Here is a 24,005-nt window from a genome sequence, read left to right as displayed (position 1 = left end):
TGGCCGAATGTCACACCGTGTCGTTTACATCGAACGCATGTGACATTCGGCCCCGGCGGTTCTCAGCCGCGGTATGCCCCGGAGGTCTCGAGCACCCACGCGAACTCGAAGGCCACCTCGCGCCACTTCTCGTACCGGCCGGACACGCCGCCGTGGCCGGCGCTCATCTCCGTCTTGAGCAGCAACGGGGCGTCACCGGTCTTGGTGGCGCGCAGCTTGGCCACCCACTTGGCCGGCTCGACGTAGAGCACCCGGGTGTCGTTGAGGCTGGTGATCGCGAGGATCGCCGGGTAGTCCTTCGCCTCGACGTTCTCGTACGGGCTGTACGAGCGCATGTACTCGTACACCTCGGGGTTGTCGAGGGGGTTTCCCCACTCGTCCCATTCGATCACCGTCAGCGGCAGCGACGGATCGAGGATCGACGTGAGCGGGTCGACGAACGGCACGTTCGCAAGGATCCCGGCGAACAGCTCCGGCGCCAGGTTCGCCACCGCGCCCATCAACAGGCCACCCGCGCTGCCGCCGTCGGCGACGAGCCGGTCCGGGCCGGTGACACCGGCGTCGATCAGGTGCCGTGCGCAGGCGACGAAGTCGGTGAAGGTGTTCTTCTTCGCCAGCGTCTTGCCGTTCTCGTACCAGTGCCGGCCCATCTCGCCGCCGCCCCGCACGTGCGCCACCGCGAAGACCATGCCCCGGTCGAGGAGCGACAGGCGCGCCACCGAGAAACCGGGGTCGATGCTGGCCTCGTACGACCCGTAACCGTAGAGCAGCGCCGGCGAGTTCTCGGGCGTGCCCTTGCGGGTCACGATCGACAGCGGGATACGGGTGCCGTCCTCGGCCACCGCCCAGTCCCGGCGCTGTTCGTAGTTCGACGGGTCGAAGTCACCGAGCACCGGCTGGGCCTTGCGCAGCAACAGCTCTCCCGAATCCACGACGTAGTCGTAGACCCGGCTGGGGGTGATGAACGACGTGAAGCCGAGCCGCAGCATCGGCTGGTGCCATTCCGGATTCGCACCCGGGCCGACGGCGAAGAGTTCCTCGTCGAACTCGAGTTCGGTCAGCTCGCCGTAGCCGTCGGCGGTCAGCGGCCACACCGCGAGCCGGGTCAGCGCCTCCCGCCGGTACCCGAGAACGAGGTGCCCGGCGAACGCGTCGACGTCCTCGAGACGCACGTCGTGCCGGTGCCCGATGAGAGTGCGCAGCGCCGACGGATCGTCCACTGGCGCCTCGGCGAGGACGAAGTTCTCCGCCTTCTCGCGGGTGATCTCCCCCGTCGCGTCGTTCACCACCTCGACGACGTCGTTGTGCATGACCAGGAACCGGTCCTCGCCGCCGATGACGGCATGCTCGGCGCCGTACTCGACGCCCTCGCGGCGCGGCAGCAACACCCGGAATTCGCCGGTGGGATCCGCGGATTCGAGCACCCAGCCCTCGGTGGTGATCTTGGATCCCACCCAGATCATCAGATACTTCTCGCTGCGGGTGGTACCCACCGACACCCAGTACCGCTCGTCGGGCTCGTGGAAGACCTTGACGTCCTCGGTGTGGGACGTGCCGAGACGGTGCCGCCATACTGTGTCCGGCCGCCACGACTCGTCCACGGTGAGGTAGAAGATGTGGCTGTGGTCGATCGCCCACGTCGCGCCGGGTGCGGTCCCGGGGATCTCGTCGGCGAGCAGCTCGCCGGTGCCGAGATTCTTGAACCGCAGCGTGTAGCGCTCGTCGCCGACGACGTCGACCGAGTACGCGAGCAGCGTCCCGTCGTGGCTGATCGAGAACGCGCCGAGGGAGAAGAACTCGTGCCCGGCCGCCTCGACGTTGCCGTCGAGCAGCACCTGCTCGCCCGGCAGTTCCACACCCGGCGCCAGCTCCGGCGGATTCCAGTCGTCGGGGTCGGCGATCGGACAGCGGCACTGGATGCTGTACTGCTTGCCCTCGACGGTACGGGCGTAGTACCACCAGTTCCCCATGCGGGTGGGCACCGACATGTCGGTTTCCTGCGTGCGGGACTTGATCTCCTCGAAGATCCGCTCCCGCAGCGGCGCCAGATGCGCGGTCTGCTTCTCGGTCCACGCGTTCTCGGCCTCGAGATGGGCGATGACCTCGGGATTCTCCTTGTCGCGGAGCCACTCGTACTCGTCGACGAAGGTGTGTCCGTGATGGACCCGCTCGGACGGGACCCGCTTGGCGATCGGCGGGGTCATGCGCTCGGCCCCCACCAGTCGGCGAACGACAGGCCCGAGATCCGTTCGTAGGCTTCGATGTAGCGCTCCCGGGTGGCGTCGACGATGTGCTGCGGCAGGGGCGGCGGCGGGGTGTCGGACGCACGGTCCCAGCCGGACTCGGGGCCCGTCAGCCAGTTGCGCACGAACTGCTTGTCGAAGCTGGGCTGCACCTTGCCGGGCTCGTAGCCCTCGGCGGGCCAGTAGCGTGACGAATCCGGGGTGAGTACTTCGTCGGCGAGGATGAGGTTGCCGTCGTCGTCGAGGCCGAACTCGAACTTCGTGTCGGCGAGCAGGATGCCCTTGTCCGCCGCGTACATCGCGGCACGGCCGTAGATGTCGAGGGTGTCCTCGCGCAGCTTCACGGCGAGATCCACGCCGACCTTGTCGGCGACCTCCTCGAAGGTGATGTTCTCGTCGTGGTCGCCGAGTTCGGCCTTGCTCGCCGGGGTGAAGATCGGATCCGGCAGCTGACTGGCCTCCACGAGGCCCTCGGGCAGCGGGACGCCGCACACCGCGCCGGTCTTCCGGTAGTCGAGCAGGCCCGACCCGGTGAGGAAGCCGCGGGCCACGCACTCGATCGGCACCATCTTCAGCCGTTTGACGACGAGGGCGCGGCCGAGGACCTCGGCGGGGATGCGTTCGTCGTCGGGCTCCCCGGCGAGGTGGTGGTTCACCTCGAGCAGGTTGAAGAAGAACACGCTCATCGCGGTGAGCACCCGGCCCTTGTCGGGGATCGGGGTGTCGAGCACGTGGTCGTATGCCGAGATCCGGTCGCTGGCCACGAGGAGCAGGTGCTCGTCGTCTATGACATACAGGTCCCGGACCTTGCCGCCGGCGAGGTGGGGGTAGGACTGGAGTGATGGACGCACGCTGCCACCCTAGTGCGCCGCGCCGACCTGCACCGCACCCCCGTCCGATCGCCGGATCGTTCACTATGACAATGATCGTGACCGGAACCCCACCCCGAACAGGAGCGTGATGTCGGCCGCACCCCGGATCGACGTGGGTCTGCGCTCGGAACGCGGACCGATTCTCGCGGCTCTGATGCTCGCCACCGCGCTCGTCGCACTCGAGAGCACCATCCTGGCCACCGCCGTCCCGACCATCGTCGCGGACCTCGGCGGCTTCACGCAGTTCCCGTGGCTGTTCTCGAGCTACCTGCTCACGCAGGCCGTGCTCGTGCCGGTCTACGGCAAGGTGTCGGACGTGTACGGGCGCAAACCCGTGCTGCTGTTCGGCATCGCGCTGTTCGCGCTGGGCTCGGCGCTGTGCGCGCTGGCGTGGAGCATGCCGGCACTGATCGCCTTCCGCGCGGTGCAGGGTCTCGGGGCGGGGGCCGTGCTGCCGATGGCGCAGACCATCGCCGGCGACATCTACACCGTCGCCGAGCGCGCAAAGGCGCAGGGCTACCTCGCGAGCGTGTGGGGCATGTCGGCGATCGTCGGCCCCGCCGTCGGCGGCGTGTTCTCCGACTATGTGTCGTGGCGGTGGATCTTCTGGGTCAACCTGCCGCTGTGTGCGCTGGCCGCGGGGGTGCTCCTGCGGGCGTTCGCCGAGCCACGGCCCCCGGCCGCCCGGCGGCGGGTGGATCTGGCCGGCGCCGCGACGCTCGCCACGGGTTCGGGTCTGCTGATCCTGGGTCTGCTCGAGGGCGGGCAGGCGTGGGCGTGGGCATCGGCGCCGAGCGCCGGGGTGTTCGCGGCCGGCACGACGCTGTTACTGCTGTTCGTGTGGGTCGAGCGGCGGGCGCCGGAGCCGATCCTGCCGCCGTGGGTGTTCGCCCGTCGTGTGGTGCTGACCAGCAGCGCGGTCGCTGCCCTCGTCGGCGCCGTGGTGCTGGGGCTGACCTCCTACGTGCCCGCGTTCGTGCAGGGGTCGCTGGGCACCACGGCACTGGTCGCGGGATTCACCCTGTCGACGATGACGATCGGCTGGCCGCTCGCGGCGGCTCGTTCCGGCTGGTTCTACCTGCGGATCGGGTTCCGCAACACCGCGATGATCGGGTCCGTGCCGGTGCTGGCCGGCACGGGTCTGCTGACGCTGCTCGACGAGCGGTCGCCGGTGTGGCACGTCGCGGTGTGCTGCGTGCTGGTCGGTCTCGGGATGGGCCTGATCGCGAGCCCGGCGCTGATCTCGGCGCAGTCGAGCGTGACGTGGGCCGAGCGGGGCGTGGTGACGGGGGCGTATTCGTTCGCCCGATCGATCGGCAGCGCCGTCGGGGTCGCGGTGTTCGGCGCGCTGGCGAACTCGGCGCTGGCCGCGGACGGGGTCGCCGGGTCGGGCCCCTTGGAGCCGGAGCGGCTCGCCGACGCGGTGGCTCCGGTGTTCGTCGCCCTTCTCGTGGCCGCGGTGGGCCTGGCGGTGACGGCCGCGACGATGCCGAACCGGCCCGCCGAACCACCCGGCACCCCTTAGGTTGGAAAGGCTCACCTAAGGTGTGGGTCATGTCGAACGAAGACGGGCTGATGCCCAGCGTCATCGAAGTCGCGAAGGTCGAGGACATCACCCCCCGCATGCGCCGCGTCACGTTCGCCGGCCGCGGGGTCGAGGTCTACGCGAGCGACCCGACCCGCGTGCCCAACATCAAACTGATCTTCCCGCGGGAGAACGGCGACCTCGACCTGCCGGTCAACACCGGCGGCCGTCGCCTCGAGTGGCCCGACCCCACGCTCAAGGCGCAGGTCCGCACCTACACCGTGCGGCGGCTCGATCCCGCGGCCTCCGAGATGGACATCGACTTCGTCCGGCACGGCGACGAAGGGCTGGCCAGCGCCTGGGCCGAGCGGGCCCGTCCGGGCGACCGCATCGCGGCGGCCGGCGGCGGCGGGATCGTCGCGCCCCCGGCCGACTGGTATCTGATCGTCGGCGACGAGACGGCGCTGCCGGCGATCGGCCGCATGCTCGAACGCCTACCCGAGGGCGCCCGCGGCACCGCCGTCGTCGAGGTCGCCGACGAGGGTGAACGGCAGGATCTGCGCTCCCCCGCCGACATCGAGATCCGCTGGGTGCACCGCGACGGGGCGCCCGCGGGCACCACCACACACCTGGCCGACGCGGCGACCGCCGTGCCGATCCCCGACGGCGAATTGAAGCGGTTCGCGTGGGTCTCGGCCGAATCCGCGACTGTGCTGCGGATGCGCAGGTATCTGCGGAACGAGGCGGGCTTCGACCGCAGGTCCACCCTCGTCATCGGCTACTGGCGGCACGGCATGACCGAGACCGGGTACGGCCGTACCACGGATCACGACCGGGACTTCACCGAGCACGACGCCTGAGCCGGGCCGAGCGACGCGCGCCTTGGGCCGCCTCGGGGCCGCCCCGGGCCGCCCCGGGCCGCCCCGGGCCGAGCGAATGTATCGTCCATCTCCTCAGCGGTAGCGAGCGATACATTCGCTCGCCCCGCAGGAGGTCAGGGCGACGAGTCGGGCCCGTGCACCTGGTCGTGCAGGGCCTCCATCCGGACGTCGAGATCGCGGGCGGTCGCGGCCGCTGCCCGGAGTTCGTCGAGCAGTCCGACGGGCACCGCCTTGTCGTACTTGTAGAAGATCTTGTGTTCGAGACTGGCCCAGAAGTCCATCGCGACCGTGCGGATCTGCAGTTCGACGAACACCGGCTGCACCCGGTCGGACATGAACACGGGGACCTCGACGATCGCGTGCAGGCTCCGGTACCCGTTGGGCTTCGGATGCGCGATGTAGTCCTTGACCTGGACGACCCGGACGTCGCGCTGCCCGGTGATCAAGTCGAAGATCCGGTAGACGTCGGAGATGAAACTGCAGGTGATGCGGATGCCGGCGATGTCGTAGATGTTCTCGCGGATCGCGTCGAGGGTGAGCGGCAGGTCCTTGCGGACGGCCTTCTCGACGACCGACTCCGGTGTCTTCAGCCGCGACTTGACGTGCTCGATCGGGTTGTGGTCGTGGGTGAAGCCGAACTCCTCCCGGAGGATGTTGATCTTGGTCATCATCTCGTCGATACCGAACTTGTAGACCATCAGGACGCGGCGGAACTCCCGTTGGAGCGCGATCTGCGGCGGGTCCAGGTTGAGCTGCGCCGGCTCGACTCGTGGTTGCCTCAGCTGCACGTCGTCAGCGCCGTCCACCGTTTCCGTCACCGTCTGTCTCCTCATCGCCTTCCCGATCGAGTCTGCCAGGTCGGCCGAGGGTGCGGCCCGGCGCCGACCCGGAGCCGCGGTGACGAGCGTGAGGGCGGCACGCGGCGACCGCGCCGGAGCGGCACGGTCGCCGCGCACCCTCAGCCGGGATGGACGGGCGCAGTCGTCACCACGGCAGCGGCACCCACTGGTCGAACAGCCAGAACCCGTGCCCCTGCGGCCCGGGCTGCTGATGCTGCGGGGCCGGCTGGTGCTGCGGCGCCGGCTGCTGCTGAACCGGGGACGAACCGGGTGCGGCGCTCGCGACGCCGGCGCCGGCGCCCACTGCGGCCAACGCGATCGTCCCCGTCGCCGCGACCTTGCCCAGCTTCGTGTTCAGAACCTTCACGACTTCGCAGTCCTCTCGTCGGGGGCGAGGTGGTTCCCCGCCCGTTGGACGACTCCACACTGACCCGCGCAGCTGGCAGCAGCCTTGGGAAACCCTGCCGTTCGGCTCCGAATTCGCGGGGCGCCCGCGGTGACCACCGCGGGCGCCCCGAACGTCTGTCACGACGGATCGGCTCCGGTCCGGCTCAGCATGTCGTATCCCCCTCCGGCACAGCCAGATCGACGAGGTAACGCGCGACGGGCAGGTCGACGCACCACTGGCCGCTCAGCACCACGCCGTGCTGGGTTCCGCGGTACGTGACGAGCACCGCGTCCAGTTGCTTCGCCAGGTCCACACCCGCCTGATACGGCGTCGCCGGATCCTCGGTGGTGGAGACCACGACGATCGGGGGCAGACCGTCGACCTCCACGGCGTGCCGATCTCCCGTCGGCGGCACGGGCCAGAAGGCGCACGCACCGAGCGGCGCGTTGCCGGTGCCGCGGCCGTCGTCGAGGAACGGGGCCGCCTGCCGGGACCGGGTGTCGAGTTCACCGGCCACGGCGGGGTCGGTCACGGCGGCGTCGTCGACGCACCGCACCGCCGCCATCGCCTCGGCAGAGTTCGAGTACGAACCGTCGGCGAACCGGCCCTCGTACATGTCGGACAGCACCAGCAGTGTGTCGCCCCGGCCCTGCACCAGTTCGGCGAGCCCGTCCCGCAGGTATTCCCAGCCCTCCGGCGAGTACAGGGTCGCGATGACGCCGCTGATCGCGTTCGCGTAGCTCAGCCCCCGCGGATCCTCCGTCGCGGCCGGCCGATCGATCAGGGGATCGACCAGCGAGCGGAACCGCTCGACTGCGACCGCGGGATCGGAGCCGAGGGGGCAGTCCTCGCGGGTCGCGCACTCCGTGGCGAATGCGTCGAAGGCCTGCTGGAAACCGGCGGCCTGCCGCACCGCTTCCTCGACCGGGTCCTGCTGAGGATCGAGCGCCCCGTCGAGCACCATCGCCCGCACGTTGCCGGGAAACGCCTCCGCGTAGGCCGAACCGAGCCGGGTTCCGTAGGAGTAGCCGAGGTAGTTCAGCTTCGGGTCGCCGAGAACGGCCCGGATGACGTCCATGTCCCGCACCACGTCGCGGGTGCCCACGTGCGCCAGCACGTCGGTGCCCGTGCGTTCGGCGCAGCGCGCCGCGTACTCCCGGCGGTTCTGCTCCGCCCGGGCGATCCCCTCGGGGGTCATGTCCACCGCGGGGTCCTGCCGCCACGCGTCGGTCTCCTCGGGCGTCAGGCAGTCGATCTGCGGTGTCGACGCACCGATGCCGCGCGGGTCGAATCCGACGACGTCGAACCGCTCGGCGAGCTCGGTGCCGGCGCCGACGACGGCCATCCCGAGGCCGGACGCTCCCGGTCCACCCGGGTTGACGAGCAGCGACCCGACCTTCTCCCCCGTCGACCGTGATCGGGACAGGGCGATCTGCGCGGTATCGCCCTGGGGGTTCTCGTAATCGATCGGCACGGTCACCCGCGCGCACTCGAGCCCGGCCCCGGCCAGGTCCGATCCGTCGGTGCTGTAGCCGTCGCACGAGCCCCACTGGAGCTGCTGGGTGTAGAAGGGCTCGAGGCCCGGCGGGATCTCCCCCGCCGCCGAGGCGAAGCCGGCCGCGCCGACCGGAGACGTGAACCCGCCCACGATCAGTGCCGTCGCCGCTCCCGTTGCGGTCACGAACCGCAGGACCCGGTCCCGGGTCCTGCGCTCTCCACTCGCCGCCATGAATCGACCTGCCCTCCAGTGGTACTCGATCGGAGAGGCGAATCTCTCCTCGGACCACTACAGGGTCGGTGCCGGCGGCGACCGGCACCACCACCCCGAGGGTGTCGATGGACAACCCCTCGGGACGGCGCTCCACCCTCCTCGCCGAGCGCGTCGCCGCTCGGGCCTCGCCGCGCTCCGGCCGCCCGTGCGGCTAGGGACGTTCGGCGATGCGCTTGATCGCTTCGAGCCGGCGGTCCCACTGCCGTCCGATCGATTCCAGCTCGCCGGCCAGTTCGCCGAGCCGGGCACCGACCGCCCGGTAGCGGATCTCCCGTCCGACCCGAACCGACTCCACGAGCCCGGCGTCGGCCAGCACGGTCAGGTGCTTGGCGATCGCCTGACGACTGACCGGCAGCCGCCCCGCGAGCGCACTGGCGGACAGGTCCTCGGCGCCGATCGCGGTGAGGATGTTCCAGCGGGTCTCGTCGGCCAGTACCGCGAGCACCGCTGGAACGCCCTTCGGCACATCGTTCACCGGGATTCCAGGAACTCCACCAGATCGCCGAGTTCGGCACGCCAGCCGTCGACATTGCCGTCGTGGGCCGACTGCGGGTCGACGAGTTCCTCGAAGCCGGTCTCCACCATCGTCAACCGGGTGCCGCCGTCGATCTCGGCCAGGTCGAACCGCACGACCGTGGAGTTGCCCGGTACCGGGTCCACATTCGCGTCGCGTGCCCAGCGGTAGATCAGTGTCTTCGGCTCGTCCACGTGTTCGACCAGCACCCGGAAGGGTCCGGCGTCGTGGCCCGTCCAGCCGAACGTGCCGGTACCGCCGGGCGATGCGTCGAATTCGATTCTGTCGCCGAACCATTGCGCGATCAGTGCGGGTTCGGTCAGGGCGGACCACACCTTGGTGGCCGGTGCCGCGATGTCGATGGTGCGGGTGATGTCGAGCGGGGCCATGATCGCCTCCAGTTCGGGTAGGGGTTGTGCAACTCCAGGGTTGCACCTTTCTTCCTCGGCTGCAACCCCCCAGTTGCAGAAATATGTTCGTCGCGACGGCGACTCACCTCTCATCGCGTCCGGTCGACGACCAGCACCTGGACGGCACCGAACTGCGGGACGATCCGGCCGATCAGGGCCGCCGGCGGCTCGAGCCGGTGCCCGAACCGCGGATGCGCCGCGGTGAACAACCGGCCCTGCACCCGGGCTCGGCCGTGTCGAGCGCCCAGACGGCGCAGCTCTCGCCGCGTGACAAAGCGTCCGTCCGAGTACGGCGCTCGGCGGGTGGGCCGATCGAGCCACCCCCAAGGGCTGGTCGGGTTCAGGGTGAGTGCGACGATGCGCCCGCCCGGACGAGTGATGCGAGCCATCTCGGTGAGCACGGCCGCGGCGTCGGTGAACTCGAGGGTCGCGACGGTGACGGCCGCGTCGGCCGCAGCGTCCGGCACCGGCAGGCGGGCGGCGTCGGCACGCACGACCCGGCCGGGTGCCCGGCCGGCCGCGACGGCCAGCATGCCCGCCGACAGGTCCACACCGAGCACACGGGCACCACGGTGAACAAGATGGCACACGAGCCGTCCGGTCCCGCAGCCGATCTCGACCACGGTGCGGCCTGCCACCTCCGGCAGGGCCACATCGATCGCGCCACGCTCCACGGCCCAGGCGTGGGCGCCCCACGGGCTGGCGAACCAGGTGTCGTAGTCCCGGGCCTGCGCTGCGTCACTCGTCATCCAGCGTGCAGAGGGGTGCGCAGCATCGATCTCTTCTCCGGGCGTGCGCTCGAACGGCACGAACGGTTCGTTGGTGGACATGCCGTCGGGATTCCCCTCGCCGGAGTCCGGAAACAGCGGTACGACGAGGCGGGTCTCACGCCGGTGCGAGCCTTCGGACCGCGTAGCTCACGATCTCGGGGGTATGCGCGCTGATCACCACCCGCTACACCCTCGACCAGGTCGCCGAGGCATACGAGGACATGCACGCCGGCAAGAACATCCGCGGCGTGATCGTGTTCGACCGAGCGGAACCGGCCCGCGCCGGCACCCGCACACGGGTGCCGGCGCAGCGGCGTTCGGCAGGACGGGCTCAGGCGACGCGCTCGAGTGAGGTCCCCTCGTCGAGCCGGCGCAGCGTGCGCCAGGTGGCCCACAGCAGCGCGGTGATCACCAGCCCGACGGCACCGTACGCGGGCAGCGCCGCCGAGATCGGCACCAGCGCCGCCACTGCGCCCGCGACCACCGCGCCGACGGAGGCACCGGCGGTGACCTGCGCCGCCCACACCGCGGCGATGCGCCCCCGGTACTCGTCGGGGGTGTGTTTCTGGACCGTCGCGTACCGGACGATGTCGGTGAGCGCGTCGCCGAAGCCGTGCGCGGCCAGGCCCAGCAGCGCCACCGCGACGGTCGCGGTGAGGCCCGCCCCGACGAGCCCGGCGGCGGAGACGGCCATGAGCAGGAAGACCACCTGCCCGGATCGGCGGAGGTGGCCGGTCCAGCCGCTGGTGAGCGAGCCGATCACCGCGCCGACGGCCGGGGCGGTGTAGAGCAGCCCCACCACCGACGGTCCCGCACCGAGCACCTCGGTGGCGTACTCGGGGACGAGTACCGACCAGCCGGCAAGCAGCATCGTCACGAATCCGCAGACGAGCACGCCGCCGATGACACGGTTCCCCGACGCGTAGCGGAAGCCGCTGAGCACCGAGCGCAGCGGCGACTCGTCGGCGACGTGCGTCGGCGGCAGGGACGGCAGCCGGGTGATGCAGAACGTGGTCACGGCGGTGGTGAATGCCGCGAGAGCATAGGCCACCCCGACTCCGCCGGCGGCGATGACGACCCCGCCGAGTGCGGGTCCGACCATCGCGCCCAGGTCGCCGGTGAGGGCCATGAGCGCACCGGCCGCCGCCATCTTCTCCCGCGGCAGCAGACTGGGGGTGACGGCCATGAGGGCGGTCGCGGAAATGCCGCCGCACGCGCCGTCGATCACGGCCGCCACATAGACGACCCACATCTTCGGGTCGGGCAGAAACGCGTTGAGTGCGAGCACCGCGAACGCCACGCCCGCGGTGCCCCGGGCGACGGCGATGACGCGCCGGCGATCGTAGCGGTCGGCGAGCACCCCGCCGACGAACGTGGCGGCGAACGTGGTCACGCCGAGCACCGCCGACACGGCGGCGACCTGCGCGGTGGACCCGGTGAGCCGGTACACCTGCAGCGGCACGGCGACGACGAGGAAGCCGAGGCCGAACAGCGACACGACCCGAGCGGTGAAGATGTAGCGGAATTCGCGGCTGGTGCGCAGGGGGTCGACGTCGAGGACCAGCTTGTCGATCAGGGCCACGGCCGGGTCACCGCGGGGCGAGCAGGTCGTACCACGCCTCGAGCTGCGGTTCGGTGGCCAGCGAGACGAAGTCGACATCCGCGCCGGCGCCGCGCCACTGCTCCACGAGCCCCATCAGACGCACCGAGTCGAGGCCCTGGTCGACGAGGCTGAGCGCGGGGTCGAGTTCGTCGGCCTCGATCTCGAGGAGCCGTGCGATATCGGTGCGGATCGTCTCGCGGTCCAGGATGCCGGACTGTGTTGACATGAGGTCACTCCTTCTCGGTTGCAACGGGTTCGGGGATGCGGGCGGCCGCGGTGAGGGCCTGGACCCAGCGCCGGGCCACGACGGCGACGGTGTGCTCGTCGAGCACCTCGTCGGGCGCGGCGAATTCGCAGTCGAGCACGGGCCCCTCCGGGGTGTCCTCGACGACGGCGTCGACGTGCAGGACGTGGTCGAGCGGCGTGGCCGGGTCGACGGAACCGCCGAGCGCGACGGCCTCGGGTGCGCCCGACCACGGGGCGCCGGTGTCCTCGCCGAGCGTCATCCGGCCGAGGTAGTTGAACACCACCTGGGGCCGCCGATAGCGGTCGAAGACGTGGTCGGGCGCGAGGCGGTGCAGTAGTCCGAAGCCGATGCCGTTGTCGGGCACGGCGTTCAGCACGTGCGCGACTCGCGCGCGGGCCTCGCGCGCGGCGGCCGCGCCGGTCAGGGCGTCCTCGGGGTCGATACCGGCCAGGTTCAGCGCGACCGGGAACATCGACGTGAACCACCCGACGGTGCGCGCGACGTCGGCTCCGGGCACGACCTGTTCCTCGCGGCCGTGACCCTCGAGTTCGACGCGCACGACGTCGCCGCCGCGGACCGAGGCGACCGCCACGGCGAGCGCCGCGAGCAGCGCGTCGTTCACGGCCCCGGAGGCGAGGACGTCCTCGGTGACCGGCACGGGAACCCGCACGTGCGTCGAGCGCAGCGCCGAGACCGTGTCGCGTGCCGGGTCGAGGGCCCGGACGCCGAGGGGTGGTTCGACCGCGTCGACCGCGGGTTGCCAGGCGGGCAGCGAGGCCCTGATCCGCTCGGAGCGCGCGGCCTCGGCGAGGCCGGTCGCCCACGCCCGGAAGGACGTGCCGGGTGACGTCAGCGCGACGGTCTCGCCGCGTCCGGCCTGTTCGACGGCGTCGGCGAGGTCGGGCACGAGGATGCGCCACGACACACCGTCGATCACCAGGTGGTGCACGGCGATGAACACGCGGCCGGGGCGGTGCGGCCCGAAGTCGAACAAGATCGCCTGCACCATCACTCCGGATTCCGGATCGAGTGCCCTGTAGGCGATTTCGCGTTCGGCAGCGAACCGATCCGCCCACTGCTCGTCGTCGACCTCGCCGACCTCGACGCGGCGCACCAGGGTCTCGATGCCCGGTGCGGTCTCGGGGACGGTCCAGCGGGGTCGGCCCCCGGCGACGGCGAACCGGGACCGCAGCATCGGATGGGTGTCGAGCAGCGCCGCGACGGCCTTCCCGAGCGTGTCCACGGTGAGGCCGACGGGCGCGACGAGCAACCGCGCCTGCGAGAACCGCGCGAGGTCGCCACCCCACGCGAGGGCCTCCCACACGATCGGGGTGATCGGCACGTCGCCCGTCGCGGCGACCGCGGGCACCGCCGCCGGGGCCGTGTCCGTCTCGTCGACCGCGGCCAGGGCCGCGACGGTGCGCAGCTCGAACACCTGCCGGGCCGTGAGCCGGAGCCCGGCGGCCCGGGCGCGGGAGACGAACTGGATCGAGACGATCGAGTCACCGCCGAGCGCGAAGAAGTCGTCGTCGATGCCCACCCGGTCGAGGCCGAGCACCTCGGCGGCCACCTCCGCCAGCACCGCCTCCCGCTCGGTGCGCGGCGCACCCGAGCCGACGAGTGCCCCGAAGTCCGGCTCCGGCAGCGCCTTCCGATCCACCTTGCCGTTGGCGGTGACGGGGAATGCGGCCAGCACGAGCACCGCGGCCGGCACCATGTAGTCCGGGAGCCGCTCGGCGAGCACGGCCCGCACGACGGCCGGGTCCACGTCGCCGTCGGGCACGACGTAGCCGACGAGCCGGCGCACGCCGCGTTCGTCGGTGTGGGCGACGGCGACGGCGTCGCGCACCCCGCGCACCGCGGTCAGGGCCGCCTCGACCTCGCCGAGCTCGACCCGGAAGCCGCGGATCTTGACCTGGTCGTCGCCGCGGCCGAGGAATTCGAGGGTGACACGGCCGTCGCCGGCCGGGACCCGGCGCACGACGTCGCCGGTGCGGTACATGCGGGTTCCCGGCGGACCGAACGGGTCGGGCAGGAAGCGGGTGCCGGTCAGGTCGGGGCGGCCGAGGTAGCCGCGGGCCACGCCGGATCCGGCGACGTACAGCTCACCCGCGACGCCGACCGGCACGGGGCGCAGCATCCGGTCGAGGACGTAGGTGGCGGCGCCGTGCACGGCCCGGCCCAGGCACGGGGTGTCGGCGTCGGTGACCTGTCCGACGAGCGAGTCGACGGTGCACTCGGTGGGCCCGTAGAGATTGAACGCACGTCCGTCGGTCAGCTCCCGCAACCGCCGCCACAGCGCCGGGTTGACGGCCTCGCCCCCGAACCCGACCGTGGCGGGCCGGTGTCCGCCGTCGAACAGCCCGGCGGCGACCATGCGGTCGAGGAACGACGGGGTGACCTCGAGGAAGTCGAGTTCGTGTTCGGCGACGTACGCGACCATCGCCTCGGGATCGCGCAGGGTGTCCTCGTCGAACACGTGCACGGCGTGGCCGTCGAGCAGCCACAGCATCGGCTGCCACGAGGCGTCGAACCCGAACGACCAGGCGTGCCCGACGCCCACGCTCGTCCGGCCCGCCCCCGCCACGGTGGGCACGTACAGGTCGGCGCGGTGGCTGTCGAACAGGTTGAGCAGGTTCGCGTGGGTGATCGCCACGCCCTTCGGCAACCCGGTGGAGCCGGACGTGTAGATGACGTACACGGGGTGCTCCGGTCGGAGCGGTGCGGTGCGCTCGTGGTCGGCGACGGGTGCGGCCGGGCGGGCCCCGACGTCGGCACGGACCGTCTCGTCGTCGAGGTCGAGCACCGGCACCCCGCCGAGCACCGGTCGCAGCGTCTGCGCCACGGCACCGTTCGTGACCACGACCCGCGGCCGCGCGTCGCCGACCATGTGCGCGAGGCGCTCCGCGGGGTACGCCGGGTCCATCGGCACGTAGGCGCCGCCGGCGGCGTGCACGGCGCAGAGCGCGACCATCATGTCCGCCGAGCGCGGCAGGGCCAGGCCCACGAGCGTCTCGGGTCCGACGCCCTCGTCGATCAGCCGTCGTGCCAGACGTGCCGACGCGGCGCCGAGCTGGGCGAAGGTGAGCCGCACGGCGCCGCACACGACGGCCGCCGCGTCCGGGGTGCGGGCGATCTGCGCCGCGAGCAGGTCGGGCACGGTGCGGTGCCCGTTCGACGGTGCCGGGGCGGTCGACGAGAGTTCGGGCAGCCGCCCTCGCTCGGCCGGACCGAGGACGTCGAGCTGGGCGACGCGCAGCGACTGTTCCCCGGCGAGCTGGTCGAGGAGGCGCACGAGCTGCCGGCCGAGCTCGCCGGCGTCGGCGGCGGTAAACAACGCCTGCTGGTACTCGAGGGTGAGGGCGAGCTCGTCGTCGAGTGCGGCGACGAGCACCAGCGGGAAGTTGGTGGCGTCGTGACCGCGGACGTCGGTGACATCGAGACCACCGGAGCGCTGCGCGCGGGCGAGGGCGTCGGTGTCGATCGGGTAGCTCTCGAACACGATGAGGGTGTCGAACAGTTCGCCGAGGCCGACGGCGCGCTGGATGTCGGCGAGGCCGACGTACTGGTGATCCAGGAGCCGGTTCTGCTCGTCCTGGACGCGCCGGAGCAGTTCGGCGGCGGGCTCGCCGGGGCGCAGCGCGACGCGCACGGGCACGGTGTTGATGAACAGGCCGATCATCGTCTCGACGCCGGGAACGTCCGGGACGCGGCCGGACACGACGGCGCCGAAGGTCACGTCGGTGCGGTCGAGCCGGGCGCCGAGGAGAACCGCCCACGCGGTCTGCACCGCGGTGTTCACGGTGACGCCGAGGTCGCGGCAGCGGCGCTGCAGCCGCGCGGCCAGGCCGGCCGGCACCGGCACCGAGAGTTCGGCGGGCAGCGTGGCGTCGAGCGACGAGCCGGCCGGGGCAAGCAGCGTGGGTTCCTCGACGCCGGTGAGCGCCTCGGTCCAGCGGCGCAAGCCCTCGTCGGTGTCGCGGTCGCCCAGCCACGCAAGGTAGTCGGTGAACGGGCGGACCCCGGGCAGCGACGCCGGGTCGGCGCCCGCGCCGTAGAGGGTGAACAGTTCCTGCATCAGCAGCGGCGACGACCAGCCGTCGAGCAGCAGGTGGTGGGCGGCGAAGATCAGCCGGTGCCGGTCCGGTGCGACGCGCACGAGGGTGAACCGCACCAGCGGCGCGGCCGCGACGTCGAACCGGGTGGCGCGGTCGGCGGCGACGAGGTCGTCGCTGCGCTCCTCGACGGGCCGAATGTCACATCGCGTCGATCTGACCGAAGCGGTGTGACATTCGGTCACGGGGGTGGGGTCGTGTGTGAGGTCGACGTCCGTCCACCGCAGGCCGGGGTCCCGGAGAACGACGCCGACGGGGTCACCGGCTGCGGTCGTGCGGAATCCGGTGCGCAGGGTCGCGTTCCGGTCCAGCAGCGCGACGACGCTGCGCCGCAACGTGTCCCGGTCGAGGTCGCCGCGCAGATCGAGGACGGTCTGCATCGAGTACACGTCGGTGCCGGTGCCGTCGTCGAGACCGGCGAGGAAGAACATGCCGCGCTGCAGCGGCGTGAGCGGCACGACGTCGTCGATCGGGCCGAGTTCGGTGGTGAGCGAGGCGAGTTCGGGCAGCGCCAGCCCCCGGTAGGTCAGGTCCGACGGGGTGGGTCCGCCGGCGCCGGGGGTGCCGGCGTGCCGGGCCAGCGCGGCGAGCGCCTCCACCCACCGGCCGGCGACGAGGGCGACGGTCTCCTCGTCGAGGACGCCCGCCGCCGTGAATTCGCAGACGATCTCGGGGCCGCGGGGGCCGTCCTCGGTGACGGCGTTGACGTCGAGGACGTGGTCGAGGGGTGTGCCGGGATCGACGGCGCCGCCGAGGGCACCCGCCTCCGGCGCGGCGGACCACGCCTGACCTGCGTTCTCCCCGAGCGTCATCCGGCCGAGGTAGTTGAACATCACGTCGGGGGCCCGGTACCCCGGGAAGTGCCGCGTTCCCCCGGGAGCGAGCCGGCGCAGCAGCCCGAATCCGAGGCCGTCGTCGGGCAGGGCCCGCAGCGACTCCTTGACCTGGGCCAGAGCGGTTCCGGCTGCCGCGGTACCGGCGAGGGCCTCGTGCGGGTCGATGCCGGACACGTCGAGCACGGCGGGGTACAGGGTGGTGAACCAGCCGACGGTGCGGGTGAGGTCGGCGCCGGGCACGGCGTGCTCGGCGCGGCCGTGGCCCTCGAGGTGCACGCGCAGCACGTCGCCGCCGCGCACCGACGTCACGGCCAGCGCGAGGGCGGTGAGCAGCACATCCGCGACGCCCGCCTGGTACGCGGCGGGCACGGTGGTGAGGATCTGCTCGGTGACCGCCACGGGTACCCGCACCTCGCGCGACCGCGCGGTGGCGACGGTGTCGCGCGCCGGATCCAGCGGGCGGGCGCCCAGCGGCGGTTCGGTGGTCTCGGCGATCTCCTGCCAGCGCGGCAAAGCGTGCGTAATGCGATCGGACGTGGCGGCTTCGGTGAGCCCGAGCGCCCAGTCCCGGAAGGAGGTGCCGGCCGGCTCGAGGTCCGGCGCGGCGCCGCGGCGCACCCGATCGACGGCGGCCGCGAGGTCGGGCACGAGAATCCGCCACGACACACCGTCGACGACGAGGTGGTGCACGGCGACGAACACGCGGCCCGCCGCGTCGGGGCCGGCGTCGAGGAGCACCACGCGGATCATCTGCCCGGCCGCGGGGTCGAGGTCCGCCAGCGCGCGGTCGCGTTCGGCCTCGAACAGGGCGCGCCACCGCGCGTCGTCGAGACCTGCCGCGTAGACCCGGCGCACCGCCGTCGCCGCGTCCGGAATACCCTCGGGCACCACCCAGTCCGCGTCGCCGCCGGCGACGGTCAGGCGCGAGCGGAGCATGGGATGGGTGCGCAGCAGTGCGTCGACGGCCGCGACGAGGTGCGCCTCGGTGAGCCCGGGCGGAGCGATCAGCAGGCGGGCTTGCGCGAAGCGCCGCAGATCCCCTCCGTGGTCGAGGGTTTCGCGCACGATGGGGGTGAGCGGGACCGGGCCGGTGGCCGCGACGGCGGGCCGCGCCGGCTGCTCGTCACCGGTGCCGGACTCGCAGGCCGCGGCGAGCGCGGCGACGGTGCGCAGTTCGAACACCTGGCGCGCGGTGATCCGGACGTCGGCGGCGCGAGCGCGGGACACCAGTTGAATCGAGACGATGGAATCGCCGCCGAGGGTGAAGAAGTCGTCGTCGACGCCGACGCGGTCGAGGCCGAGGACCTCCGCGAACGCGGAGCACAGCGCCGACTCCGTCGCGGTGCTTGGCGCACCGGATCCGGCGAGCGCCCCGAAGTCCGGCTCCGGCAGGGCCTTCCGGTCCACCTTGCCGTTCGCGGTGGTCGGCAGTTCCGGGACCCGCAGGATCGCGGCGGGCACCAGGTACTCGGGCAGGTGGGCGGCGACGGCGGTGCGGACGGTCACGGGCTCGGCCGTTCCGGTGACGTAGCCGACCAGGCGGCGCACGTCGCGGGCGTCGGTGTGCGCGACGACGACGGCGGCACGCACCCCCGGCACGGCACCCAGCGCGGCCTCGATCTCGCCGAGTTCGACGCGGAACCCGCGGATCTTGACCTGGTCGTCGTCGCGGCCCACGTATTCGAGGGCACCGCGTTCGGTGTCGACCGGGTCCGGCAACCACCGCACGACGTCGCCGGTGCGGTACATCCGCTCGCCCCGGCCGGTGAACGGGTCGGCGACGAACCGCTCCCCCGTCCGGCCGGGTTGTCCCACGTAACCGCGGGCGACACCCCCGCCGGCGACATACAGTTCCCCGGCCACGCCGGGCGGTGCCGGCCGCAGCCACCGGTCCAGCACGTACAGCCGGGTGCCGGGGGTCGGTCCGCCGATGGTCACGGTGTCTCCCTCGATACGGGAGCAGGTTGCGTCGACCGTGCATTCGGTGGGGCCGTAGCAGTTGTAGGCCTCGACGCCGTCCGCGGCGCCGAGGCGCCGCCACAGCGCCGATCCGACTGCCTCGCCGCCGACGGTCACCTTGGCGGGCCGGGGGCGGTCACCGTCGAGCAGACCGGCGTCGAGCAGACCGCTCATCAGCACGGGCACGCAGTCGACATGATCGATGCGGTGGGTCCGCACGTAGTCGACGACGAACGCGGTGTCGGTGCGGTGCTCGTCGGGCAGCACGTGCAGGGTGTGCCCGGACAGCAGCCAGGTCAGGGCCGCGACGGCCGAGTCGAAGGCGAACGGGTAGGTCAGCAGCACCCGCCACGTGCCGGACGCCGACCGCATGATCGTCTCTCGCTGCGCAGCAACGAGATCGGTGAGATTGGCGTGGGTGACGGTGACACCCTTGGGGAGGCCGGTGGAGCCGGAGGTGTAGACGACGTACGCGGCGTGACCGGGGCGGAGCGGGCGGAGACGATCGGCGTCGGCCACCGCGGCGGCGGGCAGCGCGGCGAGCCGGGCGCGCAGGTCCGGGTCGTCGAGCACGACGAGGCACGCGCCGCTGCCGGTGAGGGTCGCTCCGAGTTCGTCGGCGACGGCACGGGTGGTGAGCACGACACCGGGGCGGGCGTCGGCGACCATGTGCGCCAACCGCTCCGCCGGGTACGACGGATCGAGCGGCAGGTAGGCACCCCCGGCGGCGAGCACCGCGAGGACGGCCTCCACGGTGGCGGCGGAGCGTGGCAGGGCCAGGCCCACGAGCACGTCGGGTCCGACACCGAGCCCGATCAGCAGGCGCGCGAGCCGCGCCGAGTTCGCCCCGAGCTCCGCGAAGGTGCGCTCCTCGGCGCCGCACACCACCGCGAGGGTTTCCGGCCCCGCCGAGGCGGGCAGCGCCGCGACGGTGCCGTCCGAGGGCGCGGCCGGCGCGACGGACCACGTGCCGAGGACGCGGTCGCGTTCGGTGCCGGTGAGCAGGTCCAGCGCGGCGGCCGGGCGGTCCGGCGCGGCGGCGAGGGCGCCGAGGATGTGGACGAGGCGGCCGGCGAGGGCGGCGGCGTCGTCCGCGGTGAACAGGCCGGGCCGGTAGTCGAGGGTCATGACGAGGGTGTCTGCGACGCCCGCGGTGAGCACGAGCGGATAGTTGGTGGCGTCGCGGCCCTCGACGGCGGCGATCGTGACCCCGCCGGCGCGCTGGGCACGGTCGAGCGCGTCGCGGTCCACGGGATAGCTCTCGAAGACGGTGAGGGTGTCGAACAGCTCCCCCAGTCCCACGTCGCGCTGTACCTCGGCGAGGCCGAGGTACTGGTGGTCGACGGTGCGGGACTGCGCCAGCTGCACGCGCCGTAGCAGCTCGGTGACGGTGGCGCGGGGATCCAGGCGCACCCGCACGGGCACGGTGTTGATGAACAACCCGACCATGGATTCGACGCCGGCCAGTTCCGGCGGTCGCCCGGAGACGGTGGCGCCGAAGACGACGTCATCGCGGCCGAGCAGCCCGGACAGCAGCAGCGCCCACCCGGTCTGCAGGACGGTGTTGAGGGTGACGCCGGCGTCGCGGGCCAGGCCGGTGAGCCGGTCGCCGAGTCCGGCCGGCACCTCGACGGCGACGGCGGCGGTCGGCGTCGTGGCCCGGGTGGCGCCGGGCGGGGCGACGAGGCTCGGTTCGGTGAGTCCGTCGAGGGATTCGCGCCACAACGCGCGGGCGGCGTCGTGGTCCTGCCTGCCGAGCCACGCGAGGTAGTCGCGGTAGGGCCGGACCGGAAGCAGGCCGGTGGCGGCACCGCCCGCGGCGTAGATCTCGAGGAGTTCGCGCACCAGGATCGGGGTGGACCAGCCGTCCACGACGATGTGGTGGGCGGTGAGCACGAGCCGCACGTCGTCCGGCCCGAATCGCACGAACAGCCAGCGGATCAGCGGCGGCCGCGTGAGGTCGAACCAGTCGCGTAGATCCTCGGCGAGCAGGTCCGCGAGGTGACGCTCCGCGACGTCCGGCTCGAGACCGGTCAGATCGACGCTGCGCCAGGGGGCTTCGGTGCCGCGCACGACGAGGCCGGCGGTGCGGCCGTCCTTGCGGGAGCGGAAGCACGTGCGCAGGGCGGGGTGCCGGTCCAGCAGCGCCTGCGCGGAGGTCCGCAGGGTGTCCTCGTCCACCCGCCCGGTCAGGCTCAGCACGGACTGCACGGTGTAGGCGTCCGGTTCGACGGCTCCGGCGGCACGGGCGGTGTCGTCGGGCGCGGCGACGGTGCTGAGGTAGAGCAGGCCTTGCTGCAGCGGCGAGAGGGGAACGATGTCTTCGAGCGCGGAGGTGCGGGTCATATCTGCCTAACGAACGGGTGCGAGGTGCGACGAACACGGCCCCCGGGTCGCCGGACGCGGGGGCCGTGGGTGCCGGGAGGGCTACTGCTGCCGGTTCGCGGGCAGCGCGGGGAGCGCCTCGTCGATGGAATCGAGTGCGAGCAGCGCGGTCTCGTAGGTCGCGGCGTGGGAATGTTTGACCGGAACCAGATTTCCGGCCTGCACGGCGGGCAGGGACTGCCACAGCGGGGAGGCCATCAGCTCCTGCAGCTCGGGCGAGACCGAGCCGTCGGCCTCGACGCCGTAGACGATGACGTCGACGTTCCCGAGGTTCCGGCCGATCTCCTCGACGGAGAGGTACTCGCCGTGCACGTCCTCGGGGTTGGCGGGCTGACCGGGGAACTGCAGGTCGAGGTCCTCGAACAGGTTGGTGGTGTACGACGAGGTGTACTCGCGGAAGAACTCACCGGGCTCGGTGCCGCACACGTTGCAGACGCCGGCGAAGGTCAGGTTCCCGAGGGTGCCGCGGTACTTCCCGGCGATCTCCGCGGCGCGTGCCTCGTACTGCTCCTTGTACTCGCCGTAGGCGTCGGACACGTTCGCGGCGTCGGCGTACTGCTCACCGAGGCCGCGCCAGTCACCGGGGTTGGTCAGGCCGAGGAAGACCACCGGAGCGAGGGCCTCGAGCTTGGCCGTGTCGAGCTGCGACTGCACGCGCGCGGGCACGCCCATGATGATCAGGTCGGGCGCGGCGGCGGCGACGGCCTCGTAGTCGAGTTCGCTCACGGCCCCGTCCGGCGCCACCTTGGGCAGCGCCTCGTACGCGGCCTTGGTCTCCGCGTCCATGTTGTCGAGCTCGCGGGTCCATTCGCAGGCGGCGGCGAGATTCGCGTCGGCCTGGAGCAGCGGTAGCACCGCGTAGCCGCAGGCGACGATACGCTGCGGGTCGGACGGGATCTCGATCGGCCCGTTCTGCGCCTCGAACGTGCGCGTGGCGTCCGCGGCCGGTTCCTCGCCGGAGCCACCGTCGCTGCCGCACCCCACCAGGCCCACGGCCAGCACCGCCGTCGCGCCGAACACCGCTGCGCGGCGCAGCCGGCCCCGTCCCTCAACCCGCATCGCTAACTCCCACATGTCTGTTCGCCGGGCACCCGCCCGGACCTGATTGGTTAGGCTAACCGAACTCGGTGCGGGCGCCAAGCGCTACGTCCCCGGTCCTGCGCACGGTTGTCTGCACTGATCCTCGTCGCCACATGACGGCTGAATCGCGTCGTTCCGCGGACCGGTTACCTCACGGTCCTCGCGCGTCGTCGCTACGGCGCACCGACCGTGACCCACGGCCTGCTCGTCATTGCGGTCGGTGCCGGATCGCTCGTAGCGCACGGGCCGAACCCACCGTGGCAGGCCTATCCGACCACCCGCTGGATCAGCAGTACCGCACCGATTCCGATCATCGCGGCACCGGAAATCCAGGTCACCACCCGCGCCGCGGCGGGGCGGGTGCGCAGCACCACCCGCGCCCCCGTCCCCACCCCCGTGTAGACCACCGCGCAGCTGACCGTGTGCACCACACCCAGCAGCACGATCTGCACCGCGAGGGGCCACCGCGCGTCCGTGTCGGTGAACTGTGGCAGCAGCGCCAGGAACAGCAGAAGCACCTTCGGATTCAGCCCGCTGGTCCCCATACCCTTGACCGCCTGCCGCACCCACGATTCCGGCGCCTGCTCCGCCCCGGCCTGCGGCAGAGCCGAGGGCTTGACGAGCATCGCGATCCCCAGCCACACCAGGTACGCCGCCCCGACCGCCGTCAACGCGGTCAGCACCAACGGCGAGCGGGCCACCAGCGCCGCGACGCCGGTCGCCACCACCGCGGTCATTGCCAGATGCCCCGACAACATCCCACCGACCGCGGGCACCACGGTGCGGTGCCGCAGCCCCGCCGCGATCGCGTACGCCCAATCCGCCCCCGGCGTCAGCACGAACAGAAACGACACCGCCCAGAACGCAGCAACGGTACCGACCGCCATGACCTCACTCATCCTTCACACTCTCGGACCGCCAGGACGCCTGGCGGTTCCCGATAGAGAGATTAGGGAGATCGACCTGGAATTCGTTCCCATAGTTTTCACAAGAACCGCGTAATTGGGGGAAAATCTTCCACATGGACAACGTCGACAAAAAGATCCTTGCCGAGCTCCAACAAGACGGGCGGCTCACCGTCACCGAACTCGCAGATCGGGTCCAACTCAGCATCTCGCCCTGCCACCGCCGCCTACGCGCGCTGGAGAGCTCCGGCGCGATCACCGGCTACCGCGCCCAGCTCGACGCCGGCGCCCTGGGCCTGACGTTCGAGGCGCTCGTCTTCGTCACCATGCGCACCGTCGACCGCGACACCCTCGAGGCATTCGAACCGGCCGTCGCCGCCATACCCCATGTCCTGCAAGCGCAACGACTGTTCGGCGACCCCGACTACCTCCTGCGGGTGATCACCCGCGACCTGCCCGCCTTCCAGAAGCTCTACGACGAATCCCTCGCCACCCTCCCCGGCGTCGGGCGCCTCAGCTCCACTCTCGTCATGAAAAGCGTGGTAGACAACCGTCCCCTGCCCCTGTAGGACCCCGACCACTGCTCCGTGGCCTACGCGGTCCCGGAGCGTACCGACGCCCCAGGAGGGACGGTGTCCTGTCCGTCCCGATCGAAGAACACG

Annotated in this window: 16 protein-coding genes; 3 read left to right on the top strand and 13 right to left on the bottom strand. The window is 71.9% G+C overall.

What is annotated here, in order from left to right:
- Window positions 1-62: 62 nt before the first annotated feature.
- Both G6039_RS03400 and G6039_RS03395 read right to left on the bottom strand, forming a co-directional pair.
- Complete coding sequence (locus tag G6039_RS03400; protein ID WP_006931943.1) at window positions 63-2,204, bottom strand: S9 family peptidase; 2,142 nt, start codon at window positions 2,202-2,204, stop codon at window positions 63-65.
- Window positions 2,201-3,094: a phosphoribosylaminoimidazolesuccinocarboxamide synthase gene (locus G6039_RS03395; RefSeq protein ID WP_006931941.1), complete on the bottom strand. Its 894-nt coding sequence runs from the start codon at window positions 3,092-3,094 to the stop codon at window positions 2,201-2,203. The genes G6039_RS03400 and G6039_RS03395 overlap by 4 nt, the downstream gene beginning before the upstream one ends.
- Window positions 3,095-3,203: 109 nt before the next feature.
- Here G6039_RS03395 and G6039_RS03390 point away from each other — a divergent pair, with 109 nt between their 5' ends.
- Window positions 3,204-4,640, top strand: coding sequence for an MFS transporter (locus tag G6039_RS03390; RefSeq protein WP_006931940.1), 1,437 nt, complete (start codon window positions 3,204-3,206; stop codon window positions 4,638-4,640).
- 29 nt (window positions 4,641-4,669) lie between these two features.
- Window positions 4,670-5,500 (top strand): siderophore-interacting protein, encoded by an 831-nt coding sequence (locus G6039_RS03385; RefSeq protein ID WP_029541352.1) that lies wholly within the window; start codon window positions 4,670-4,672, stop codon window positions 5,498-5,500.
- A 134-nt stretch (window positions 5,501-5,634) separates the two neighbouring features.
- Here G6039_RS03385 and G6039_RS03380 read toward each other — a convergent pair whose 3' ends face one another.
- The 11 genes from G6039_RS03380 to G6039_RS03330 form a co-directional block, all read right to left on the bottom strand.
- Window positions 5,635-6,327 (bottom strand): GTP pyrophosphokinase, encoded by a 693-nt coding sequence (locus tag G6039_RS03380; protein ID WP_029541349.1) that lies wholly within the window; start codon window positions 6,325-6,327, stop codon window positions 5,635-5,637.
- A gap of 178 nt (window positions 6,328-6,505) precedes the next feature.
- Window positions 6,506-6,727, bottom strand: coding sequence for a hypothetical protein (locus G6039_RS03375; protein ID WP_006931934.1), 222 nt, complete (start codon window positions 6,725-6,727; stop codon window positions 6,506-6,508).
- Window positions 6,728-6,911: 184 nt separating this feature from the next.
- Window positions 6,912-8,477 carry an alpha/beta hydrolase gene (locus G6039_RS03370; protein ID WP_029541344.1) on the bottom strand — a complete coding sequence of 522 codons (1,566 nt, stop codon included), beginning with the start codon at window positions 8,475-8,477 and terminating at the stop codon, window positions 6,912-6,914.
- 193 nt (window positions 8,478-8,670) lie between these two features.
- Entirely contained in the window at window positions 8,671-8,994 is a 324-nt protein-coding gene (locus G6039_RS03365) for an ArsR/SmtB family transcription factor (RefSeq protein WP_006931930.1), read from the bottom strand.
- Entirely contained in the window at window positions 8,991-9,422 is a 432-nt protein-coding gene (locus tag G6039_RS03360; RefSeq protein ID WP_006931928.1) for an SRPBCC domain-containing protein, read from the bottom strand. The genes G6039_RS03365 and G6039_RS03360 overlap by 4 nt, the downstream gene beginning before the upstream one ends.
- A gap of 110 nt (window positions 9,423-9,532) precedes the next feature.
- The gene (locus G6039_RS03355) at window positions 9,533-10,273 is read right to left on the bottom strand and encodes a class I SAM-dependent methyltransferase (protein WP_231385867.1); all 741 of its coding nucleotides are present in this window, start codon (window positions 10,271-10,273) and stop codon (window positions 9,533-9,535) included.
- A gap of 271 nt (window positions 10,274-10,544) precedes the next feature.
- Window positions 10,545-11,795 (bottom strand): enterobactin transporter EntS, encoded by a 1,251-nt coding sequence (gene entS / locus G6039_RS03350; protein ID WP_043801519.1) that lies wholly within the window; start codon window positions 11,793-11,795, stop codon window positions 10,545-10,547.
- Window positions 11,796-11,802: 7 nt separating this feature from the next.
- Window positions 11,803-12,042, bottom strand: coding sequence for a phosphopantetheine-binding protein (locus tag G6039_RS03345; protein ID WP_029541335.1), 240 nt, complete (start codon window positions 12,040-12,042; stop codon window positions 11,803-11,805).
- A 4-nt stretch (window positions 12,043-12,046) separates the two neighbouring features.
- Entirely contained in the window at window positions 12,047-21,319 is a 9,273-nt protein-coding gene (locus G6039_RS03340; protein ID WP_043801515.1) for a non-ribosomal peptide synthetase, read from the bottom strand.
- An 81-nt stretch (window positions 21,320-21,400) separates the two neighbouring features.
- Window positions 21,401-22,417: an ABC transporter substrate-binding protein gene (locus tag G6039_RS03335; protein WP_043801513.1), complete on the bottom strand. Its 1,017-nt coding sequence runs from the start codon at window positions 22,415-22,417 to the stop codon at window positions 21,401-21,403.
- 287 nt (window positions 22,418-22,704) lie between these two features.
- Window positions 22,705-23,337 (bottom strand): LysE family translocator, encoded by a 633-nt coding sequence (locus G6039_RS03330; protein ID WP_308936531.1) that lies wholly within the window; start codon window positions 23,335-23,337, stop codon window positions 22,705-22,707.
- 122 nt (window positions 23,338-23,459) lie between these two features.
- On the opposite strand from G6039_RS03330, the gene G6039_RS03325 reads away from it, so the two are divergent.
- Window positions 23,460-23,912, top strand: coding sequence for an Lrp/AsnC family transcriptional regulator (locus G6039_RS03325; protein ID WP_006931915.1), 453 nt, complete (start codon window positions 23,460-23,462; stop codon window positions 23,910-23,912).
- The last annotated feature ends 93 nt before the right edge of the window (window positions 23,913-24,005 follow it).

Source organism: Rhodococcus aetherivorans (assembly GCF_011058165.1).
Lineage (GTDB): Bacteria > Actinomycetota > Actinomycetes > Mycobacteriales > Mycobacteriaceae > Rhodococcus > Rhodococcus aetherivorans.
Note: the sequence above shows the minus strand (reverse complement) of the source record. Positions and strands in the feature narration are given on the sequence as shown.

Excerpts from the sequence above, each read along its gene's own strand:
- G6039_RS03330 (WP_308936531.1), bottom strand. The coding sequence starts at position 23,337 with ATGAGTGAGGTCATGGCGGTCGGTACCGTTGCTGCGTTCTGGGCGGTG.
- G6039_RS03345 (WP_029541335.1), bottom strand. The coding sequence starts at position 12,042 with ATGTCAACACAGTCCGGCATCCTGGACCGCGAGACGATCCGCACCGAT.
- G6039_RS03335 (WP_043801513.1), bottom strand. The coding sequence starts at position 22,417 with ATGCGGGTTGAGGGACGGGGCCGGCTGCGCCGCGCAGCGGTGTTCGGC.
- G6039_RS03325 (WP_006931915.1), top strand. The coding sequence starts at position 23,460 with ATGGACAACGTCGACAAAAAGATCCTTGCCGAGCTCCAACAAGACGGG.
- G6039_RS03390 (WP_006931940.1), top strand. The coding sequence starts at position 3,204 with ATGTCGGCCGCACCCCGGATCGACGTGGGTCTGCGCTCGGAACGCGGA.
- G6039_RS03340 (WP_043801515.1), bottom strand. The coding sequence starts at position 21,319 with ATGACCCGCACCTCCGCGCTCGAAGACATCGTTCCCCTCTCGCCGCTG.
- G6039_RS03360 (WP_006931928.1), bottom strand. The coding sequence starts at position 9,422 with ATGGCCCCGCTCGACATCACCCGCACCATCGACATCGCGGCACCGGCC.
- G6039_RS03385 (WP_029541352.1), top strand. The coding sequence starts at position 4,670 with ATGTCGAACGAAGACGGGCTGATGCCCAGCGTCATCGAAGTCGCGAAG.
- G6039_RS03400 (WP_006931943.1), bottom strand. The coding sequence starts at position 2,204 with ATGACCCCGCCGATCGCCAAGCGGGTCCCGTCCGAGCGGGTCCATCAC.
- G6039_RS03355 (WP_231385867.1), bottom strand. The coding sequence starts at position 10,273 with ATGTCCACCAACGAACCGTTCGTGCCGTTCGAGCGCACGCCCGGAGAA.
- G6039_RS03370 (WP_029541344.1), bottom strand. The coding sequence starts at position 8,477 with ATGGCGGCGAGTGGAGAGCGCAGGACCCGGGACCGGGTCCTGCGGTTC.